Source organism: Halorubrum sp. CBA1229 (genome assembly GCF_003721435.2).
GTDB lineage: Archaea > Halobacteriota > Halobacteria > Halobacteriales > Haloferacaceae > Halorubrum.
The window spans coordinates 2179921-2200072 of sequence record NZ_CP054585.1 but is presented as its reverse complement, the minus strand read 5'-3'; the positions used below and the strand labels follow the sequence as shown (position 1 = coordinate 2200072).

The 20152-nt window shown below is 68.2% G+C and carries 16 protein-coding genes; 12 read left to right on the top strand and 4 right to left on the bottom strand.

All coding sequences use genetic code 11. From position 1 onward, the window contains the following. Nucleotide 1 precedes the first annotated feature (1 nt). Complete coding sequence (locus Hrr1229_RS10900) at nt 2–247, bottom strand: sulfurtransferase TusA family protein (protein ID WP_123112875.1); 246 nt, start codon at nt 245–247, stop codon at nt 2–4. Nucleotides 248–496: 249 nt separating this feature from the next. Between Hrr1229_RS10900 and Hrr1229_RS10895 the strand changes: the two genes are divergently transcribed. The 7 genes from Hrr1229_RS10895 (at nt 497) to Hrr1229_RS10865 (ending at nt 6595) form a co-directional block, all read left to right on the top strand. Then, on the top strand, nt 497–1690 hold the full coding sequence (locus Hrr1229_RS10895; protein WP_123114851.1) for an MBL fold metallo-hydrolase: 1194 nt from the start codon (nt 497–499) through the stop codon (nt 1688–1690). Nucleotides 1691–1701: 11 nt separating this feature from the next. Further along, complete coding sequence (locus tag Hrr1229_RS10890; protein WP_123112876.1) at nt 1702–2256, top strand: YeeE/YedE family protein; 555 nt, start codon at nt 1702–1704, stop codon at nt 2254–2256. Beyond that, nucleotides 2257–2715 carry a YeeE/YedE family protein gene (locus tag Hrr1229_RS10885; RefSeq protein WP_123112877.1) on the top strand — a complete coding sequence of 153 codons (459 nt, stop codon included), beginning with the start codon at nt 2257–2259 and terminating at the stop codon, nt 2713–2715. It begins immediately after the preceding gene. Between the two features lie 541 nt (nt 2716–3256). After that, nucleotides 3257–3421 carry a hypothetical protein gene (locus Hrr1229_RS10880; protein ID WP_176329404.1) on the top strand — a complete coding sequence of 55 codons (165 nt, stop codon included), beginning with the start codon at nt 3257–3259 and terminating at the stop codon, nt 3419–3421. A gap of 52 nt (nt 3422–3473) precedes the next feature. Then, a complete protein-coding gene (locus tag Hrr1229_RS10875; protein WP_255212587.1) occupies nt 3474–4478 on the top strand; it encodes a sulfite exporter TauE/SafE family protein in 1005 nt (334 codons plus the stop codon). A gap of 155 nt (nt 4479–4633) precedes the next feature. After that, entirely contained in the window at nt 4634–5038 is a 405-nt protein-coding gene (locus tag Hrr1229_RS10870; protein ID WP_123112879.1) for a helix-turn-helix domain-containing protein, read from the top strand. Nucleotides 5039–5320: 282 nt separating this feature from the next. Next, complete coding sequence (locus Hrr1229_RS10865) at nt 5321–6595, top strand: saccharopine dehydrogenase NADP-binding domain-containing protein (RefSeq protein ID WP_123112880.1); 1275 nt, start codon at nt 5321–5323, stop codon at nt 6593–6595. A gap of 493 nt (nt 6596–7088) precedes the next feature. Here Hrr1229_RS10865 and Hrr1229_RS10860 read toward each other — a convergent pair whose 3' ends face one another. Both Hrr1229_RS10860 and dgoD read right to left on the bottom strand, forming a co-directional pair. Next, nucleotides 7089–7916 carry an SDR family NAD(P)-dependent oxidoreductase gene (locus tag Hrr1229_RS10860; protein ID WP_123112881.1) on the bottom strand — a complete coding sequence of 276 codons (828 nt, stop codon included), beginning with the start codon at nt 7914–7916 and terminating at the stop codon, nt 7089–7091. Between the two features lie 91 nt (nt 7917–8007). After that, nucleotides 8008–9162 carry a galactonate dehydratase gene (gene dgoD, locus Hrr1229_RS10855; RefSeq protein WP_123112882.1) on the bottom strand — a complete coding sequence of 385 codons (1155 nt, stop codon included), beginning with the start codon at nt 9160–9162 and terminating at the stop codon, nt 8008–8010. Between the two features lie 127 nt (nt 9163–9289). On the opposite strand from dgoD, the gene Hrr1229_RS10850 reads away from it, so the two are divergent. Together Hrr1229_RS10850 and Hrr1229_RS10845 are read left to right on the top strand one after the other, a co-directional pair. Further along, nucleotides 9290–9931 carry a bifunctional 4-hydroxy-2-oxoglutarate aldolase/2-dehydro-3-deoxy-phosphogluconate aldolase gene (locus Hrr1229_RS10850; protein WP_123112883.1) on the top strand — a complete coding sequence of 214 codons (642 nt, stop codon included), beginning with the start codon at nt 9290–9292 and terminating at the stop codon, nt 9929–9931. A 121-nt stretch (nt 9932–10052) separates the two neighbouring features. After that, nucleotides 10053–10823, top strand: a complete 771-nt coding sequence (locus tag Hrr1229_RS10845; protein WP_123112884.1) for an IclR family transcriptional regulator — start codon at nt 10053–10055, stop codon at nt 10821–10823. A 395-nt stretch (nt 10824–11218) separates the two neighbouring features. On the opposite strand, the gene ddh is transcribed toward Hrr1229_RS10845, so the two are convergent. Next, on the bottom strand, nt 11219–12157 hold the full coding sequence (ddh, locus tag Hrr1229_RS10840; RefSeq protein ID WP_123112885.1) for a D-2-hydroxyacid dehydrogenase: 939 nt from the start codon (nt 12155–12157) through the stop codon (nt 11219–11221). Nucleotides 12158–12374: 217 nt separating this feature from the next. On the opposite strand from ddh, the gene Hrr1229_RS10835 reads away from it, so the two are divergent. The 3 genes from Hrr1229_RS10835 (at nt 12375) to Hrr1229_RS10825 (ending at nt 19638) form a co-directional block, all read left to right on the top strand. After that, nucleotides 12375–13931, top strand: a complete 1557-nt coding sequence (locus Hrr1229_RS10835; RefSeq protein WP_255212487.1) for a thiamine pyrophosphate-requiring protein — start codon at nt 12375–12377, stop codon at nt 13929–13931. 327 nt (nt 13932–14258) lie between these two features. Then, nucleotides 14259–16517: an NADP-dependent malic enzyme gene (locus Hrr1229_RS10830; RefSeq protein ID WP_123112887.1), complete on the top strand. Its 2259-nt coding sequence runs from the start codon at nt 14259–14261 to the stop codon at nt 16515–16517. Nucleotides 16518–16674: 157 nt separating this feature from the next. Then, nucleotides 16675–19638, top strand: a complete 2964-nt coding sequence (locus Hrr1229_RS10825; RefSeq protein ID WP_123112888.1) for an FAD-binding and (Fe-S)-binding domain-containing protein — start codon at nt 16675–16677, stop codon at nt 19636–19638. Nucleotides 19639–20152 lie beyond the last annotated feature (514 nt).

Here is a 20152-nt window from a genome sequence, read left to right as displayed (position 1 = left end):
GTCACTCCATTTTGCGGACGTAGTGGGTGAACACGTCGTCGCCTTCCACCTGATCGACGAGCTCGACCCCGGCGGTCCCCGACGCCCACCCGTCGATGTCGCTCATGCTTCCCGGGTCGGTCGCCAGCACTTCGAGGATCTCGCCTGCCGCCAGGTCGTCGATTGCACCCTTCGTCTTCACGACCGGCATGGGACACGATGCACCTTTCACGTCGAGCGTCTCCGCGATATCGTATTCAGCACTCATTGGTTATCTGCTCCGTTGGTCTGTATTGGAGCTATCACACAATATCTCGGCCATGGTTAAAAGAATGTTGTTTCTTGGGTGTGACGTGAATAACCGCTTTCGCCGGGACGTTCGGTATACGCCCATGAGAGGCATTCTTCTCGTATGAAGCGTATAATAAGCTCCGCTTGCTCGAACCTATATTGTGTACTTATTGAATTACTATGCGAACTCTTTTGTATGCCCAACCGGTACGATGGGGTGTACAACATGGACGCCGAAGATTTCCCGACGCCGGATGTCGAAGTCGAGACAATCGTACCGGAGACGCTGAAGGATCGCATCGACGCGGGCGAGGACATCACGCTCCTCGATACGCGGATGAGCTCGGACTACGGGGAGTGGCGCATCGACGGCGAGAACGTCACCTCGATCAACGTCCCGTACTTCGAGTTCCTCGACGACGAGATCGACGAGGACGTCCTCGAACGGATCCCCGAGGACCGCGAGGTGACCGTCCTGTGCGCGAAGGGCGGCGCCAGCGAGTACGTCGCGGGGACGCTCGCGGAGCGCGGCTACGACGTCAATCACCTCGAAGAGGGGATGAACGGCTGGGCCAGCATCTACGAGGCCGTCGAGGTGACCGAGTACGACGGCGCGGGCACGCTGCTGCAGTACCAGCGTCCCTCGTCGGGTTGTCTCGGGTACCTGCTCTACGACGGCGGCGAGGCCGCGATTATCGACCCGCTGCGCGCGTTCACCGACCGCTACCTCGACGACGCCGAGGAGCTCGGCGTCGACCTGCGGTACGCGCTGGACACGCACATCCACGCCGACCACATCTCGGGCGTGCGTAACCTCGACGACGCGGGCGTCGAGGGCGTCATCCCCGCGGCCGCGGTCGACCGCGGCGTCACCTACGCCGACGAGCTGACCACGGCCGAGGACGGCGACGTCTTCGAGGTCGGCGACGCGACGATCGAGACCGTCGCCACGCCCGGCCACACGACCGGGATGACTTCCTACCTCGTCGACGAGAGCCTGCTCGCGACCGGCGACGGGCTGTTCATCGAGAGCGTCGCGCGCCCCGACCTCGAGGAGGGCGACGACGGCGCGCCGGACGCGGCCCGGATGCTCTACGAGTCGCTCCAGGAGCGCGTCCTGACGCTCCCCGACGACACGCTGATCGGGGGCGCTCACTTCAGCGACGCCGCCGAGCCCGCCGCCGACGGCACCTACACCGCGCCCGTCGGCGACCTCGTCGAGGAGATGGACGCGCTCACGATGGACGAGGACGCGTTCGTCGAGCTCATCCTCTCCGACATGCCGCCGCGGCCGGCCAACTACGAGGACATCATCGCGACGAACCTCGGGCAGAACGCCATCGACGACGACGAGGCGTTCACCCTCGAACTCGGGCCGAACAACTGCGCCGCGAGCCAGGAGTCGCTCGCGGGTGACTGAGACCGCCATCGATGCCTGACCCACTCGTCGCGCAGACGGCCGCCGAGCTGTTCCCGAACGGGATCAGTCGCTACGCGGTCGGCGGACTGCTCGTCGGCCTCGGTGCGGTCGTGATATACGTCGGGACGGGGATCGCGGCCGGCGCGAGCACGTTCCTCGAGTCGACGCTGTCGTACGTGTCGGACCAGTCGCGGTTCCAGCGGTACGTGAGCTCTCGCGACTGGCGCGTCGTCTTCACGCTCGGCATCATCCTCGGTGCCGCGGTCTTCGCGGCGACGGTCCAGTCCGGCGTCGTCACGACGTCGCTCTATCAGCCCGGAACCACCGGGCGGACCTACGAGCTCGCCGGCGTGACCCTGTGGCTGACCGACGTCCAGCCGTGGCGGCTGTTCGTCGGCGGGATTCTCGTCGGGATCGGCACCCGGATCGGAAAGGGGTGCACGTCCGGGCACGGCGTCTGCGGCGTCGGGTCGGCGTCGAAGACGTCGCTCGTCGGCGTGGCGACGTTCCTGGCGGTCGCGATCGGGACCGCGCAGCTCGTCGCGGCGCTGGGGGTGAGTCCGTAGATGGCGGATCGGCACCCACTCTTCATGCCGCTGATCCTCGTCGGCGGTCTGATCTTCGGGTTCGGACTCGGGTTCAGCCAGATGGCGCGGCCGGAGGTCGTGCTGAACTTCCTCACGTTCGAGGACTTCGGACTGCTGTTCGTGATGTTCGGCGCGGCCGTCGTCTCCGGCGTCGCCTTCGCGGTGATGCCGCGGGTCCGCGACGCCGCGCCGCTGACCGGCGACCGGTACGAACGGCGGCTGAAACCCTTCGACCGCAACGTCGTCATCGGCGGCGCCGTCTTCGGCGTCGGCTGGGGCCTCTCGGGCATCTGCCCCGGCGCGGCCTACGCCAGCCTCGGCGTCGGCAACGTCACCATCCTCTGGGCGCTCGGCGGCATGTTCGTCGGCGCGTACCTCCAGGGGTACTGGCGGAGCCGGACGGCGGCGTCCGACTCCGCGCCGGCGACCGCCGACTGAACCGCGGTCGCACCGCTTCCGAACACTCTTTTTCCGTCCACCGAACGACCTCGTCGCTGCCGGCTGTCGCTGACTCACCGCGTCGCTGCCGGCTGTCGCTGACGCACCACGTCACCGTGAGCGGTCGCTGACGCACCGCGTCGCTGCCGGCTGTCGCTGACGCACCGCGTCGCCGCGAGGGGTTCGCGATCGCGTCGGGTTCGTCGACCTATTTTCCGTCACGTCCGATGAACATCCCGTTTGAGGGTCGCGATCGCGCGCGGCCGTCTGACACTCGCATTTCGATACCCCCGCGCTTTGATATCCGTCCGTCAATACCCGCGCGAGAGTCGGGCGTCACCCGACGAGTGAACGAACGGTCTATCGGGAGGAGGATGCGGCCGTAACCCCTCCATAAGTTATCGATAGTTCCGGAGAGGCCACCGAAATATAGTATTGTGTGGTATATTCAAAACTGTTATACGACCGTGTCCGGTAGAGGAGAGTGAGCAGAAATGTACCAACTGCGAATTACCGTGCTGCGATATCGGAGGGAGAACTGATGTCCGGACTGGAGATTCCGACGTGGGACCCGGAGACGGCCCTACTCATCGGAACGATCTTGGTCGAGGCGATCGTCCTGTACGTGGGATACGCCGGGCTCGAACGGCTCGTGGCTCCGCACCTGATGCGCCTGTTGATCGGGGGTGATGGGAGTGGTCAGTAGCGCGCTCGACCTGATCGGCAGCGGGTTCGGGATCCTCGACGCGACCCCGGAGATGCTGGCGCTTTTCGTCGGGTTCGGCCTCGTCGTCGGCGTGCTGTTCGGGTTCTTCGGCATGGGCGGGTCGTTCCTCGTCACGCCGGCGCTGCTGATGCTCGACTACGAGCCGTCGGTCGCGGTCGGGAGCGGGATGGCGTTCGTCTTCGGGACGGCCGTCATCGCGACGCTGAAACACCACGACCTCGGGCAGGTCGACTACAAGCTCGGCGCGATCATGATCACCGGGACGACGATCGGTATCGAGGTCGGGCGCGCGAGCGTCTACTACCTCCAATCGATCGGCCTCGCCGGCGCGATCATCAGCGTCGCGTACGTCGTCCTGCTCGGCGGCGTCGGAGCGATGGTCACTCGTGACGCCCTGAACGGCGAGGACGGCGGCATCGACCACGAGGCCGCCGACAAGAGCCTCGACGAGTACGAGATCCCCGAAACGGCGAAGAAGATCCAGCGGACGGTCCGGATCCCGCCGATGGTGACGCTGCGCGGCGACGTCCGCGTCTCCGCGTGGGTCATCACCGCGGTCGCCTTCGCGACCGGGCTCCTCTCGGGCTTCCTCGGGGTCGGCGGCGGGTTCATCCGGATGCCCGCTATGATCTACGCGATCGGCGTCCCGGTGCCCGTCGCCGTCGGTACGGACCTCTTCGAGATCGTCTTCTCGGGCGGCCTCGGGAGCTACCTCTACGGACAGGGCGGCGGCGTCGACCTCGGAATCGTCGTCCCGCTGCTGTTCGGGAGCGCCCTCGGCGCCCGCGTCGGCTCCGCCGCGACCGCCGTCGTCGACTCCGACGGCATCAAGGTGTACTTCGGCGGCATGCTGCTCGTCGGCGCCATCGCGGTCGGCATCGGTGAGGTGGGTTCGTACATCGGGAGCCCGACCCTGGAGACGGTGGGCCTGTTCCTCGTGATCGGCGCCGCGGTCGTCGTCGCCGCCGCGATCCTCTACACGTCCGTCGTCTCGCTGCGGACGGCGCAGAGTCGGCAGACGACGACGGCGGACTGACTCCTCGCCGTCGGCGTCGAGTCGCCACGTCCGCGGTGCCGACCGGCGCGCCGGTGGGTCCCGTCGCCGCGTCGCTACCCGACCGGCTCGGAGCGAAATTGTACAATACATACACAAGTCTTTTAATTGATCAGTGCGTCTGTTCAGCTAATACGATGCCAGATTCGATGTCCGAACAACTCCAGCAGGACATGGTGTGCGAGGGGCTCCTCGAGTGCTTCCACGGGCTCAAACAGCTCGACAAACAGATCTTTCAGGAGCTCGTCCGGGCCGAGGCACCGCTGACGATAGACGAGATCGCCGACGAGGTCGACCGAGAGCGGTCGACCGCGTACCGCGCCGTCCAACGACTCCTGCAGGCGGGGTTCCTCCAGAAGGAGCAGGTGAACTACGATCAGGGGGGGTACTACCACGTCTACAGGCCGACCGACCCGGAGAAGGTCGCCGACGACATGCAGCGCATGCTCAACGACTGGTACGCGAAGATGGGTCAGCTCATTCAGGAGTTCGAGGACAAGTACGAGCGGGCCGAGACCTCGTCGCCGGCCGTCGAAGGCTAGCGCCGTCGCCCGCCCCTCCCCGCCCGACCGGTCCCTCTCCACCTCGTCCGATTCCCTTCGCCCGACCGGTCCCTCTCCACCTCGTCCGATTCCCTTCGCCCGACCGGTCCCTCTCTCCCAACCGATCCCCGCACGCGGGCCCCCGAAATTTCCATCGAGGAGCCCGACCGACGCCACGATCAGACGCTATTGTTCAAATATAGCAATACTACGCCAGAGACGGGAGCGCTCGCTTCGAGCGCGGGAGGCCATTTTTACTGCTCGGCGGGTGAGACCGGAGACGTGCCGGACACCGACCGAACGTACGACCTCGTCGTGTGGGGAGCCACGGGCGTCGCGGGACGCTTCGTCGCCGAGTACCTCACCGGACAGTACGCGCCCGCCGACCTCTCCATCGCGCTCGGCGGGCGGGACGAAGCCAAGCTCGACGCCCTCGCGAGCGAGCTCGCTCGCCGCCGCGACGACGCCCTCCCCGTCGTGGTCGGTGACGCGACGGACCCGGAGAGCCTCCGGACGATAGCGCGCGACGCCCGGGTCGTCTGCACCACCGTCGGGCCGTACACGGCGTACGGCACCCCGCTGGTCGAGGCCTGTGTCGACGCCGAGACCGACTACTGCGACCTGACCGGGGAGATCAACTGGGTGCGCGAGACGGTCGACCGCTACCACGACGCCGCGGCCGACGCCGACACGCGGATCGTTCACAGCTGCGGCTTCGACTCCGTGCCCGCCGATCTGGGCACGCTCCTCGTCCAGTCGTTCGCGCTCGAGGAGCACGGCGCGCCGTGCGACGCGGTCCGGATCTCCCTCGACGAGGGGAGCGGCGGCGTCAGCGGCGGGACCCTCGCCAGCGTCGCCGAGCTGTTCGAGGCGGCGGCGAGCGACCCGCTCGCGCGGGAGGCGCTGCGGAACCCGTACTCGCTGGCGCCGCCCGGCGAACGGAGCGGCGTCGACCCGGGCGTCCAGCGGCGCCCGCGGCGAGACGCGCTCCGGGGAGAGTGGACGGCGCCGTCGCCGATGGCGGCGGCCAACGAGCGGATCGTCCGGCGGAGCAACGCGCTCCTCGGGTACCCGTGGGGGCGCGAGTTCCGGTGTACGGAGGTCGTCCCCACGGGACGCGGGCTCCGTGGCGCGGCCGGCGCGACGCTCGTCACCGCCGGGCTCGGGCTGTTCGCGGCCGGGATGTCGATCGGCCCGGTGCGGGAGGGGCTCCGTCGGTACGTCTTCCCGGATCCGGGGGAGGGCCCGAGCGACGAGCAGGTCGAGAACGGCCACTTCACGGTCCGGATCCTCGGACGCGGCACCGCGCCTGAGGGGCGGTTCACCGTCGAGGCCGCGTTCGGCGCCGACCGCGACCCCGGCTACGGCGCCACCGCGCGCATGCTCGGCGAGGCCGCGGTCTGCCTCGTCCGCGGCGAGACCGACTCCCCGGTCGACGGGGGCGTCCTGACGCCCGCGTCGGGGATCGGTCACCCGCTCGTCGAGCGGCTTCGCGACGTCGGCTTCACCGCGACCGTGGGCGACGCGACCGGATCGCCGGCTACGGAGGACGCGTAGCGGCGCGGTCGCGACCGAGATCGGACGCGCGGCGGCAGATATGATAAAAAAAGCGTTATTATGAACTATCGATATTACAAGCAGAAAAGTTCGCTCCTCCCGGGGCCGGAAACGAATCGCGGCGCCCCGCACCGCTGTATCTCGTCGCAACCGCCGTATTCGCGTTTTCCACGGATAAGGGGCCAACACTCCGCCAGAGGCGCGGCTTCCGGATCCGAGGACCGAGACAGATCGGTCGTCGGAGGTGCTGCCACGAAAACCCGATAAAAGCGTCGTGGGTGTACTAAACGACGGATAACTCGATTCGTTCGCAACGGGAGGGACTCGACCGCGATCGCGGGGCGGGACTCGGTAACCGATCCGAGTAGTCGTTTCTAAATACGGGTAAGTAGATCGAATAGACAGATATCGTATGTGTATTGAATTGGGACACGGATCACGGTCGGCGGGCTTCCGTCGAGCCGCGCAGACCCGAGGCGGAAGCCGCGCGCCTTCAGTCGCGGGCGGCCGACGCGTTCCGGCGGTAGTCGCGGTAGACGTTATCTTGCATCACCTGCGAACGGCCGCCGTCGACGAGGAGGCTCTCGCCGGTGACGAAGCTCGCGTCGTCGCTCGCGAGGAACGCGGCGACCCCGGCCACGTCGGACGGCGTCCCGAGGCGACCGACCGGGTGGATCGCCTCCGTGTACTCGTAGTCGTCGCCCAGCTCCTCCCGGGTGCGTTCGATCTCGATCCAACCGGGGTTGATCGTGTTCACCGTGATCCCGTCGGGGCCGAGTTCCAGCGCGAGCGCGCGGGTCATCCCGTTGATCCCGGCCTTGACCGCGTTGTAGGGGAACAGCCCCGGCATCGTGAGGAACGCGTGGTTCGAGGAGGTGTTGAGGATCGTCCCGCCCGCCGGCATGTGCTCGGCCGCGTGTTTCGCGCAGAGCCAGAACGACCGGAAGTCGGTCTCGACGACGAACTCCCAGTCGTCCAGCGTCGCCTCGCTCGCGGTCGTCTCCGTCTGCACGCCCGCGTTGTTCACCAGCACGTCGATCCGCCCGTGCTCCGCGACGGCGTGGTCGACGAGCGCCTCGATCTCCGCGGGCTCGCGCATGTCCGCGCGGACGAACGTCGCGTCGCCGCCCGCTGCCTCGATCTCGTCGACGACGGCCTCGCCGCGGTCGGCGGAGCGGCCGGTCACGACGACCGAAGCGCCCTCGGCGGCGAAGCGACGGGCGACGCCCTCGCCGATCCCTCGGGTGGAGCCGGTGACGACGGCGACGGCGTCCGCGTGTCTGTCCGCGACGGCGTTCTCGGTCGGATCGCTCGGTGGCATACCCGCTACTGGCGCGGTCTCGGGTCAAATAATCACCGTCTACGGTGTCGCGCTCGCGGGGGCCGTTCCCGCGAGGGCGGCTACCGGCGGCTCACCACTCGGCGACGCTCCCGTCGTCGTGGCGCCAGACGGGGTTGTGCCAGTCCACGTCCGTCTCGGCCTGCTCGCGGACGTGGTCCTCGTCGATCTCGATCCCGAGGCCGGGGCCGTCGGGGATCTGCACGTACCCGTCCTCGTAGTCGAAGAGGGACGGGTCCGCGAGGTAGTCGAGCACGTCGCTCGTCTCGTTGTAGTGGATGTCGAGGCTCTGCTCTTGGATGAAGGCGTTCGGCGAGCAGGCGTCCACCTGCAGGCAGGAGGCGAGCGCGATCGGGCCGAGCGGGCAGTGGGGGGCCATCGCCACGTCGTACGCCTCGGCCATCGCGGCGATCTTCTTCACCTCGGTGATCCCGCCCGCGTGCGAGAGGTCGGGCTGGATCACGTCGACGGCGCCGTTCTCGAACACCTCCTTGAAGTCCCATCGCGAGTACATGCGCTCGCCGGTGGCGATCGGCGTCGTCGTGTGCGCGGCTATCCCCGGCAGGGCGTCGTTGTGCCCCGACAGGACGGGCTCCTCGACGAACATCGGGTCGTACGGCTCCAGCGCCTCGACGAGGCGCTTCGCCATCGGCTTCGAGACCCGGCCGTGGAAGTCGACGCCGATGCCGACCTCGTCGCCGACGGCCTCCCGGACCTCCCGCAGCCGCGTGGCGGCGGCGTCGATCGCAGCGGGGTCGGCGACCCGCTCGAGCTCCTCGGTCGCGTTCATCTTCAGCGCCGTGAACCCGGCCTCGACCTGTTCGCGCGCCTGTTCGGCCACGTCGGAGGGGCGGTCGCCGCCGATCCACTGGTACACCCGGATTCGGTCGCGCGCCGCGCCGCCGAGCAGGTCGTGGACGGGGACGCCGAGCTCCTTCCCCTTGATGTCCCACAGCGCCTGGTCGACGCCGGCGATGGCGCTCATCAACACCGGGCCGCCGCGGTAGAAGCCGCCGCGGTACATCGCCTGCCAGTGGTCCTCGATCCGGCCGGCGTCCTCCCCGAGCAGGTAGCTCTCGAACAGCTCCTCGACGGCGGTCCGGACCGTCTTCGACCGCCCCTCGACGACCGGCTCTCCCCACCCGACCGTGCCGTCGTCCGTCTCCACGCGGAGGAACAGCCACCGCGGGGGCACCTCGAACAGCTCGTAGTCGACGATTGTGGTCATTCGATCCCGTGAGCGTACCTCGGCGGCGCTGTTAGTCGTTTCGGGTGCTCCGCGGGCGGGGTCGCCGGGACGGCGTCCGCCGCCGCGAGCCGTCCCATTTATTAGGGCCGCCGTGCCGGGTTCGGGTATGCACGCACGACGAACCGAACGGATCCGCGAGGGCGGCGTGATCGCGATCCTCCGCGGGGTGGCTCCCGACGACGCCGTCGACGTGGCGGACGCGGTCGTCGACGGCGGCGTCACGGCGCTCGAAGTGACCGCGGACACGCCGGACGTCGCGGAGACGATCGGCGCGCTCGCCGACCGGTTCGACGACGTCCTCGTCGGCGCCGGGACGGTGCTCGACGCCGAGACCGCCCGGGCCGTCCAGCTCGCGGGCGCCGAGTTCCTGGTCACGCCGACGGTCGACGCCGGCGTCATCGAGACCGCGAACCGCTACGGGACGCCGGTCGCGGCCGGCGCGTTCACGCCGACGGAGGCCGTCGAAGCGCACGAGGCCGGCGCCGACTTCGTGAAGGTGTTCCCGGCGAAGACGGGCGGGCCGGAGCACGTCGCGGCGCTCGGCGGCCCACTCCCGCAGATCCCGCTGGTGCCGACCGGCGGGGTCGGCCCCGCGAACGCCGGCGAGTACGTCGACGCCGGCGCCGTCGCCGTCGGCGTCGGCAGCGCGATCGTCGACGACGACGCCGTCGCGAGCGGGGAGTACGCGACCGTCGCCGAGAACGCGCGGCGGACGATCGACGCGGTGGCGGCGGCCAGAGACCGGTAGCTCGCCGGTCGCTCCGGCGAGCCGAGCGGTCCGGCCGCTCCGGGCGGCCCGGACGGCCCCCGCTCGTTCCGTCGTGTCAGCGCCCACAATCCTTATTACCCGTCTTCGGCGAGGTACGTCCATGGAGAGGCCAAAAACGGCGTCGGTGCGGGCGACGGGGACCTCGATGCGGATCCTGACGGAGGTCGCCGACCGCGGCGAGGGCGTTTCGATCGCGGAGCTGGTCGAGAGCCTGGATCTGGCCAAGAGCACAGTGTACAAACACCTCATCACGCTCGAGGAGCACGGCCTCGTCGTCAAGCGCGACGGCGGCTACCGGCTCGGCCTCCGGTGTCTGGAGTTCGGCGGGATCGCCCGGCAGTACGACGGCGTCTACGACGTCGCGAAACCGGAGGTGCGCAAGCTGGCCGAGGAGACGGGCGAGCTGGCGAACCTGCTGTTCGAGGAGCGGGGGCTCGGAATCTACGTGCACACGGCCCGCGGGGAGCAGGCGGTCGACTTCGACGTCCACCTCGGGCGGCGCGTCTACCTCCACACAACGGCGCTGGGCAAGGCCCTGCTCGCGAGTCTCTCCGACGAGCGGGTCGACGAAATCGTCGACCGGCACGGGCTGCCGGCTCGGACCGACGAGACGATCACGACCCGAGACGCGCTGTTCGAGGAGCTCGATCGGATCCGCGAGGAGGGGTTCGCGTACAACGAGGAGGAGCGACTGGGCGGACTCGGCTGCGTCGGAACGCCGCTCGAAACCGGAGACCGTCGGAACGCCGCGATCAGCATCATGACGCCGATCAGCCGCCTGAAACCCGAGGATCGACGCCGCGAGTACACCGAGAGCCTCAACCAGACGGCGAACGTCATCGAGGTCAACCTCACCCACGGGCGACCGTGAAGCGGGCGCGAATTACTACTCCGTTTACAGTTCCATTACAGTACTAGTTGTGTAATGTCTACGTGAGAACCGATCGAGGTTCCGTCGCACCGACCGTTTGCCAGCCGAACGAAACGACTAGATGTTCGAATATACGAAACCGATCGGTCGACGAATCGGGTGCCGTTCGACCCGTCATCGGGTTCGGATCCGATGCGGAGAGCGGCCGCGATCTGCGGTATAGTTATTATTCACCCGCTCGAACGCCGTTATAAATATAGTATTCTATAATTCGAGACTTTAATCACAAAATAAATAGTGTACGAGATTCCGAAAGGTCGGTAATCTTCTGTTCGGAATAAGGAAACGATTCGACGATGCGCCGGATTCGAGACGGACCGTCCCGGCTCGGGCGGTTAGGCGACGCGGTTCCGCAGCGAGTCGTCGGCCAGGTACCGCTCGACGTTCTCCGTCACGAGGTCGGCGATGTCGAGGTGATATCGGTTGGTCGCGGACCCCTTATGCGGCGAGATAATGACGTCCTCGAAGTCCCAGAGCGGAGAGCTCTCGGGGAGGGGCTCGGTCTCGAACACGTCGAGGCCCGCGCCGGCGATCGCGTCGGTCTCGAGCGCGTCGACGAGCGCGTTCTCGTCGACCAAGGGCCCCCGAGCGACGTTGATCAGGTACGCGTCGTCGCGCATCACTTCGAACTCCGCCGCCCCGATGAGTCCCTCGGTCTCGGGGGTATGCGGGAGCGCGAGCGCGACGAAGCGCGCGTCGTCCACGGCGTCGTGGAGGTCCGATGGGTCGAAAATCTCCGACACGCCCGGGACCGGCTCGTCGGACCGCCGGATCCCCACCACGTCCATCCCGAGCGCGTCGGCGCGCTCGGCGATACCGCGCCCGATCGTCCCGAGACCGACGACGCAGAGCCGCTCGTTCTCCACGGTGAACGGGCGCTCGTACTCCGGGGTGTACCACTCCCGCTCGTTCTGGTGGTCGCGGTACACGTGGTGGAGCCGGGCGAGCGACAGCATGAACCCGATCGCGACCTCGCTGACGGTGGTGTCGTGGATGCCGGTGCTGTTCGTGAGCGGCACGTCCGCCGCCTCGTAGGCCGCCGTGTCGAACTCGTCGTAGCCGGCGCGGATGCAGTGGACCCAGCCGGCGTCGAGGAACTCCGGTCGCGGCACGTACGTGGCGACGGCGTCGGTCTCGTCGTAGCTCTCGCCGTCGCCGACCAGTTCGACGTCGAGGTCGAGGTCGTCGAACGCCGCGACGAAGGCCTCGGGCGGGATCACGTTCTCGACGGACTCGTGGACGGACAGCGTCTGGAGTTGGGCTCGCTCGGACATACGCTGACCCTCGTCGCACCGAAGTATCAGTCCTTCGGGAGCCGGCAAGATAGGGTTCGTCGGGGACGACGCGAACGCCGACGACGCTGGCGGCGACGAAAGCGGCCCCTACAGGTACCTTTATTTAACCCCGGACCGGAGCGTGACGTAACCGATCAATAAGATGAACGTTACAGAAGCTATTGCGCAAGCGCTGAAAGCGGAGGGTGTAGAGTACGTGTTCGGGTTCCCCAGCAATCCGCTGTTCGACACGAACGCGGCGGAGGAGGCCGGCCTCCGAACGATCATTACCCGTCAGGAACGGACCGCGGTCCACATGGCCGACGCCATCGGCCGGCTCACGTCGGGCGACGAGGTCGTCGCGTTCGCCTGTCAGCACGGCCCGGGGACGGAGAACTCCATCGGCGCCGTCGCCCAGGCGTACGGCGAGTCGGCGCCGCTGGTGGCGATCCCGGCGGGCTACGACCGCGCCAAGACGGACGTCGATCCGAAGTTCAACTCGCTGGTCACCTACCAGAGCGTGAGCAAGACCTGCGAGCAGCTCACGGACCCGGACGCGGTCGGGGAGACGTTCCGCCGGGCGTTCACCGCGGCGCGCAACGGCCGCCCCCGTCCGGCCGTGGTCGAGGTGCCGAAGGACGTCTTCTGGGAGGACGCGCCCGAGGACTTCGAGTACACCCCGTCGAGCGCCAACCGCGCCGGCGTGGACCCCGACGCGGTCCCGGCGGTCGCTGACGCCCTCGCCGACGCGGAGAACCCGGTCATCTTCGCCGGGCAGGGCGTGCACTACGCCAAGGGGTGGGACGAGCTGAAGGAGCTCGCCGAAACGCTCGAAGCGCCCGTCGCCACGAGCCTGAACGCCAAGAGCGCCTTCCCCGAGAGCCACCCGCTCTCGCTCGGCGCCGGCAGCAAGAGCGAGCCCGGCCAGCTCGCGCACTTCCTCGACGAGTGCGACGTCCTCTTCGGCGTCGGCTGCAGCTTCACCGAGACCGCCTACGGGATCACGGTCCCGGATGGCAAGACCGTCATCCACTCGACGCTCGACCCCACCGACATCGACAAGGACGTCGACTCGGAGCTCGCGCTCGTCGGCGACGCGCAGCTCGTCCTCGACGCGGTGACCGATGCCGTGGCGGAGCGCGTCGACGACGACCGCGGCCGCTTCGACGACGTCGCCGATGAGATCGCGGCGGTCAAGTCCGACTGGCTCGACGAGTGGGAGCCGAAGCTCACGTCCGACGAGACGCCGATCAACCCCTACCGGGTGATCCACGAGATCACGAACGTCGTCGACCCCGACGAGACGATCATCACGGCCGACGCCGGGAACCCGCGGGACTTCCTCGCGCCGTTCTACGAGACGGACGAACCCCTCTCGTACATCGGCTGGGGGAAGACGACCCAGCTCGGCTACGGGCTCGGGCTCGCGCTCGGCGCGAAGGTCCGCTTCCCCGAGAAGCTCTGTATCAACATCATGGGCGACGGCGCCATCGGGATGACCGGGCTCGACTTCGAGACGGCGGTCCGCGAGGACGCCCCGATCCTCACCATCCACCTGAACAACTACGAGATGGCGTCGTACGACACGCCGTTCGGCGGCGACTTCGCCGACGTCGGCGAGGCGCTCGGCGGCTACGGCGAGCGCGTCGAGGACCCCGAGGAGGTCGCGCCCGCGCTCGAACGCGCCATCGAGAAGACCGAGGAGGGGACGCCGGCCCTCCTGGAGTTCATCACCGCCAAGGAGACCGAGCTCTCCCGGCCCGACCTCGAGTAACCCCGCTCGGACCGGCGGACGCGTCCGTAGAGCCCGTTCGAGATGCTCGGATGGGTCGGCCGCCGTGCCCGCGGAGACGAGAGGCGCGGCCGGTGCGCGGCGCGACGCGAATCGAACGGGCCCGACCCCGCTTCGACCGATTGAGCGACTCCGGGCGGCGTCGAGGGGAGCGAGACGGGTCCACCGTGATGCCGACTCTCCGGCCGATCCCGCATACTCGTATCTCGACTCGCGGCGGCGGCCGGACGGTCCGACCGACGCGGTGACGACCGGAGGACGCGGCGGCGGTGCCCATAAGTATTTATGCGATTCGCGTAATCAATCGGTATGACGCTAGAAGACGATTCCCTGGAGTATCACCGGGCAGACCCGCCCGGGAAGATCGAGATCGCGACGACGAAACCGACGAACACGCAGCGGGACCTCTCGCTGGCGTACTCGCCCGGTGTGGCCGGACCGTGCCGCGAGATCGCCGAGGACCCCGGGAAGGCGTACGATTACACGGCGAAGGGGAACCTCGTCGGCGTCGTCTCGAACGGGTCCGCGGTACTCGGTCTCGGCAACATCGGCGCCACGGCGTCGAAACCGGTCATGGAGGGGAAGGGCGTGCTGTTCAAGCGGTTCGCGGACGTCGACGTGTTCGACGTCGAACTCGACATCGATGACGTCGACCCCTTCTGCGAGGCTGTCGCCGCGATGGAGCCGACGTTCGGCGGGATCAACCTCGAAGACATCAAAGCCCCGGAGTGCTTCGAGATCGAGAACCGCCTCCAAGACGAGATGGACATCCCCGTGTTCCACGACGACCAACACGGCACCGCCATCATCAACGGCTCCGGGCTGATCAACGCCGCCGACATCGTCGACAAGGACCTGGGCGACATGACGGTCGTGTTCTCCGGGGCCGGCGCGTCGGCGCTCGCGACCGCGCACTTCTACGTCTCGCTGGGCGTCGAGCGGGAGAACATCACGCTCTGTGACTCGACGGGGATCATCACCGAGGAGCGAGCCGAGGCGGGCGATATCAACGAGTACAAGCGGGAGTTCGCCCGGGATGTCGCGGACGGCGACCTCGCCGACGCGATGGAGGGCGCTGACGTGCTCGTCGGCCTCTCGGCCGGCGGGATCGTCTCGCCGGAGATGGTGCGGTCGATGGCCGATAACCCGATCATCTTCGCGATGGCGAACCCGACCCCGGAGATCGGCTATGAGGAGGGGAAGAACGCCCGCGACGACACGGTGATCATGGCGACGGGGCGGTCCGACTACCCGAACCAGGTGAACAACGTGCTCGGCTTCCCGTTCATCTTCCGCGGCGCGCTCGACGTCCGAGCCTCGGAGATCAACGAGGAGATGAAGGTCGCCTGCGCCGAGGCGCTCGCGGACCTAGCGCGGCAGGACGTCCCCGACGCGGTGCTGAAGGCGTACGGCGACGAGCCGCTCCAGTTCGGGCCGGAGTACATCCTCCCGAAGCCGGTCGACCCGCGCGTGCTGTTCGAGGTCGCCCCGGCGGTCGCGAAGGCGGCCATGGAGTCCGGCGCGGCGCGCGACGAGGTCGACCTCGAGGAGTACCGGAACGAGCTGGAGGCGCGCGTCGGGAAGTCCCGCGAGATGATGCGGATCGTCGTCAACAAGGCGAAACAGGACCCCAAGCGCATCGCGCTCGCCGAGGGGGAAGACGAGAAGATGATCCGCGCGGCGTACCAGCTCTCCGAGCAGGGGATCGCCGACCCCGTGCTGCTCGGCGACGCCGACGCGATCGCGGGGACCGTCGCCGACCTCGGCCTCGACTTCGAGGCGACCGTCGTCGACCCGACGACGGGGGAGTACGAGGAGTACGCGGACCGCTTGCACGAGCTCCGTAAGCGGAACGGGATCACCCGCAACGAGGCGAGCGACCTGATCCGCAACAACACCAACTACCTCGGCAGCGTGATGGTGGACCAAGGCGACGCCGACGCGCTGCTGACGGGGCTGACGCACCACTACCCCTCGGCGCTCCGACCGCCGCTGCAGGTCATCGGGACCGCGGACGACGCCGAGTACGTCTCCGGCGTCTACATGCTCACGATCGGGAACCGAGTCGTGTTCTTCGCCGACGTCACGGTCAACCGGGAGACCGACGCCGACGTCCTCGCGGAGACGACGCGGCACACCGCCGACCTGGCGCGGCAGTTCAACGTCGACCCGCGGGCGGCGCTGCTGTCGTACTCCAACTTCGGGAGCGTCGACGACGAGACGACGCAGGCGCCGCGGGAGGCGGCCGCCACGCTCCGCGACGACCCCGAGGTCGACTTCCCGGTGGACGGGGAGATGCAGGCCGACACGGCGCTCGTCGAGGAGATGCTCACCGACACCTACGAGTTCTCCGACCTCGACGAGGCCGCCAACGTCCTCGTGTTCCCGAACCTGGAGTCGGGGAACATCGGGTACAAGCTGCTCCAGCGGCTGGGCGACGCCGACGCCATCGGTCCGATGCTCGTCGGCATGGACGAGCCGGTCCACGTGCTCCAGCGGGGCGACGAAGTGAAAGACATCGTCAACCTCGCGAGCGTCGCCGTCGTCGACGCCCAGCAGCGCGAGTAGTCCGCCGACCGGGACGGGCTCGCGCGGCCCGGGCCGTCGGCGAGGTCACCCCGCTCCGTCGTACCCGTCGGCGAGTTCCTCCCGCCCTGTCGTACCGTGTTGACGCGTAACATTCATGCCCACGCCACGCTGAAAGCGTCCAACTAGCCGATTACAGATGGGATCTAAAAACACAGCACCCGATCCGTCCGCGGACCCGCGGGCGAACTACGACTACCAGAGCGAGACAGAACACGACTCGGCGCTCGTCGCCGACCTCGACCCGCTCGTCGACGGCGACGTGCGCTTCGACGAGTACTCCAAGCAGATGTACGCGACCGACGCCAGCGCGTACGAGGTGACGCCGATCGGGGTCGTCTACCCGACGTCGACCGACGACGTCGCCGCCGTGATGGAGTACTGCGCCGCGGAGGAGATCCCGGCGCTGCCCCGCGGCGGCGGGACGAGCCTCGCCGGCCAGTCGGTGAACGAGGCGATCGTCTTGGACTTCACGCGGTACATGACCGACGTGGTCAACGTCGACCCCGAGAACGGGCGGGCCCGGGCCCGGACGGGGATCACGCTCGGCGAACTGAACAGGACACTCGAACCACACGGCCTGAAGTTCGCGCCCGACCCGTCGACCGCGGACCGGAGCGCGCTCGGCGGCGCCATCGGGAACAACACGACCGGGGCGCACTCCCTGAAGTACGGGAAGACGGACGCCTACGTGGAGGAGGTCGAGGCGGTGCTGGCCGACGGGAGCGTCGAGACGTTCGGCGAGGTCTCGGTCGCGGAGCTGCGCGGGGCGGCCGACCCCGACGGGACGCTCCTGGAACGCATCTACGCGGCGGTCGTCCGGATCATCGACGAGGAGGCCGACGAGGTCGAGGAGCGGTACCCCGACCTCAAGCGGAACGTGTCGGGGTACAACCTCGACGTGCTGATCGAGGAGGCGGAGTCGGGGACCGTCAACCTCGCGCGCCTGCTCGTCGGGAGCGAGGGGACCCTCGCCATCGTCACCGAGGCCGAGGTGAGCCTCGAACCGATCCCGGCGACGAAGGGGGTCGCGCTGCTCACGTACCACGACCTGCTCGACGCGATGGAGGACGTCGGCCCGATCCTCGAACACGACGCGGCGGCGGTCGAGGTGCTCGACGGCGTCCTCGTCGACCTGGCGCGCGACCTCGAGGAGTTCAAGGACGTCATCGGACTGTTACCCGACGAGACCGACTCGTTCCTGCTGATCGAGTTCTACGCCGACGACGAAGAGTCGGCCAAGCGGCAGGTCGACGACCTCCTCGAGGACCGGGTCGGCGACCTGGCGTTCGACGGGATGGCGGCGTACGACGAGGAGACCCAGAAGAAGTTCTGGAAGATGCGGAAGGCGTCGACGCCGATCCTGCTGTCGCGGACCGGCGACGAGAAGCACATCGCGTTCATCGAGGACCTCGCGATCCCGCCGGAGCACCTGCCGGAGTACACCAGGGAGTTCAAGCAGATCTTCGAGGACCACGACACCTTCGGGAGCTTCTACGCGCACGCCGGCCCGGGCTGTATGCACGTCCGGCCGCTCATCAACACGAAGACCGCCGAGGGGACCGAGACGATGGTGTCCATCTCCGACGCCGCCACGGATCTGGCGGTGAAGTACGGCGGGTCGGTCTCCGGCGAGCACGGCGACGGGCGCGCCCGGACCCAGTGGAACCGGAAGCTGTACGGCGACCGGCTCTGGCACGTGTTTCAGGACCTGAAGACCGCCTTCGACCCCGACTGGCTGCTCAACCCGGGGAGCGTCTGCGGCGACCACGACATGAGCGAGCACCTCCGGTTCGGGGAGGAGTACGAGTTCGACGCCGGCTTCGAGCCGGCCCTAGAGTGGGACAACGAGAACGGCTTCCAGGGAATGGCCGAGCTCTGCCACGGCTGCGGCGGGTGTCGCACCAGTCAGGACGGGGCGGGCGGCGTGATGTGCCCGACCTACCGCGCGTCACAGGAGGAGATAACCAGCACTCGCGGCCGCGCGAACATGCTCAGGCAGGCGATGAGCGGGGACCTCCCCGAGGGCGAGCAGTTCGACACGGAGTTCATGCGCGAGGTGCTCGACCTCTGTGTCGGCTGTAAGGGGTGTTCGATCGACTGCCCCAGCGAGGTCGACATGGCGAAGATGAAAGTGGAGGTCGAGCACGCCCACCACGAGGAGCACGGCGCCGACCTCCGGTCGAAGCTGTTCGCGAACGTCGACGCGCTCTCGAAGCTCGGGAGCGCGACGGCGCCGCTGTCGAACCTCGGGACCAAGGTCCCGGGCGCGCGCCTCGTCATGGAGAAGACGCTCGGGATCGCCCGCGAGCGCTCGCTCCCGACGTTCCACCGCGAGACGTTCGTGGACTGGTGGGCGGACCGCGGCGGGTCGGTCGTGAGCGAAGCGGCCGCCGACCGGCGCGTCGTGCTGGTGCCGGACACGGTCACGAACTACAACAACCCCAAGGCCGGCAAGGCGGCGGTCCGGGTGCTCGAAGCGGCGGGGGTCCACGTCGCGGTCGCCGAGGAGATCACCGACAGCGGCCGCCCCGCGCACTCGAAGGGGCTCCTCGGGAAGGCCCGCGAGACGGCCGAAGCCAACGTCGCGACGCTGGCGTCGCACGTCGACGACGGGCGCGACGTCGTCGTGGTCGAGCCCTCCGACGCCGTGATGCTTCAGTCCGACTACCTCGACCTGCTCTCCTCCGACGACGCGGCCCGGGTGGCCGAGCGCGCCTACGGCGTGCTGGAGTACCTCGACACCCACCGGCTCGACGAGGCGCTCGACGTCGACGGCGGCGCGGAGCGGCTCACGTACCACGGCCACTGCCACCAGAAGTCGGTGAAGAAGGACCACCACGCGGTCGGCGTCCTCCGGCGGACGGGGTTCCGGGTCGACCCGCTCGACACCTCCTGCTGCGGGATGGCCGGCACGTTCGGCTACGAGGCGGAGCACTACTCGATGAGCCAAGCGATCGGCTCGATGCTGTTCGACCGGATCGACGACAGCGACGGCGACGCCGTCGTCGCGCCCGGCGCCTCCTGCCGGACGCAGATCGGCGACGAGTACGACGAGAAGCCGCCGCACCCGATCGAGAAGATCGCCGACGCGCTGGCGTAGGACGGGTCGGCTCTCGGGCGTCGGTCACTATTTAAATAACGACGAGCGACGGCGACGGTGTTTATAAGTGAACGCGGCGGTGCGGTGGCGCGTGCCTGCGAGGCCGCCTCGCGGCCGAGCAGCACGCGCGAGGGACGCGGCGACCGGAGGGAGCCGCGAGGTTGGGGAGGCGTGAGGCTGCGGTGCCGTGCGGGGCGGGGCTCAAAGGGGCAGCCGTGAGGGGCGCGGAGGCGACGTAAGCACCGCAGGGAGCGAGCAACGCGAGCGACCGAGGAGCGCAGCGAGCGTGCGCGCCCCTCACGGCTGGGGCTTTGGAGGTGTTCACCGTTGCTCCGTCAGCAACTACGTATAGCCGAGCGGCTGGGGCTTTGGAGGTGTTCACCGTTGCTCCGTCAGCAACTACCTATAAAAGAGCGGCCGGGGCTTCGGAGGCAATCAATACTGACCTGCTGGCGGCGATTTATAAGCGATCAGTCGGGGCTGCGCAGGCGTTCGTCGCCGATCCGCAGTTAGC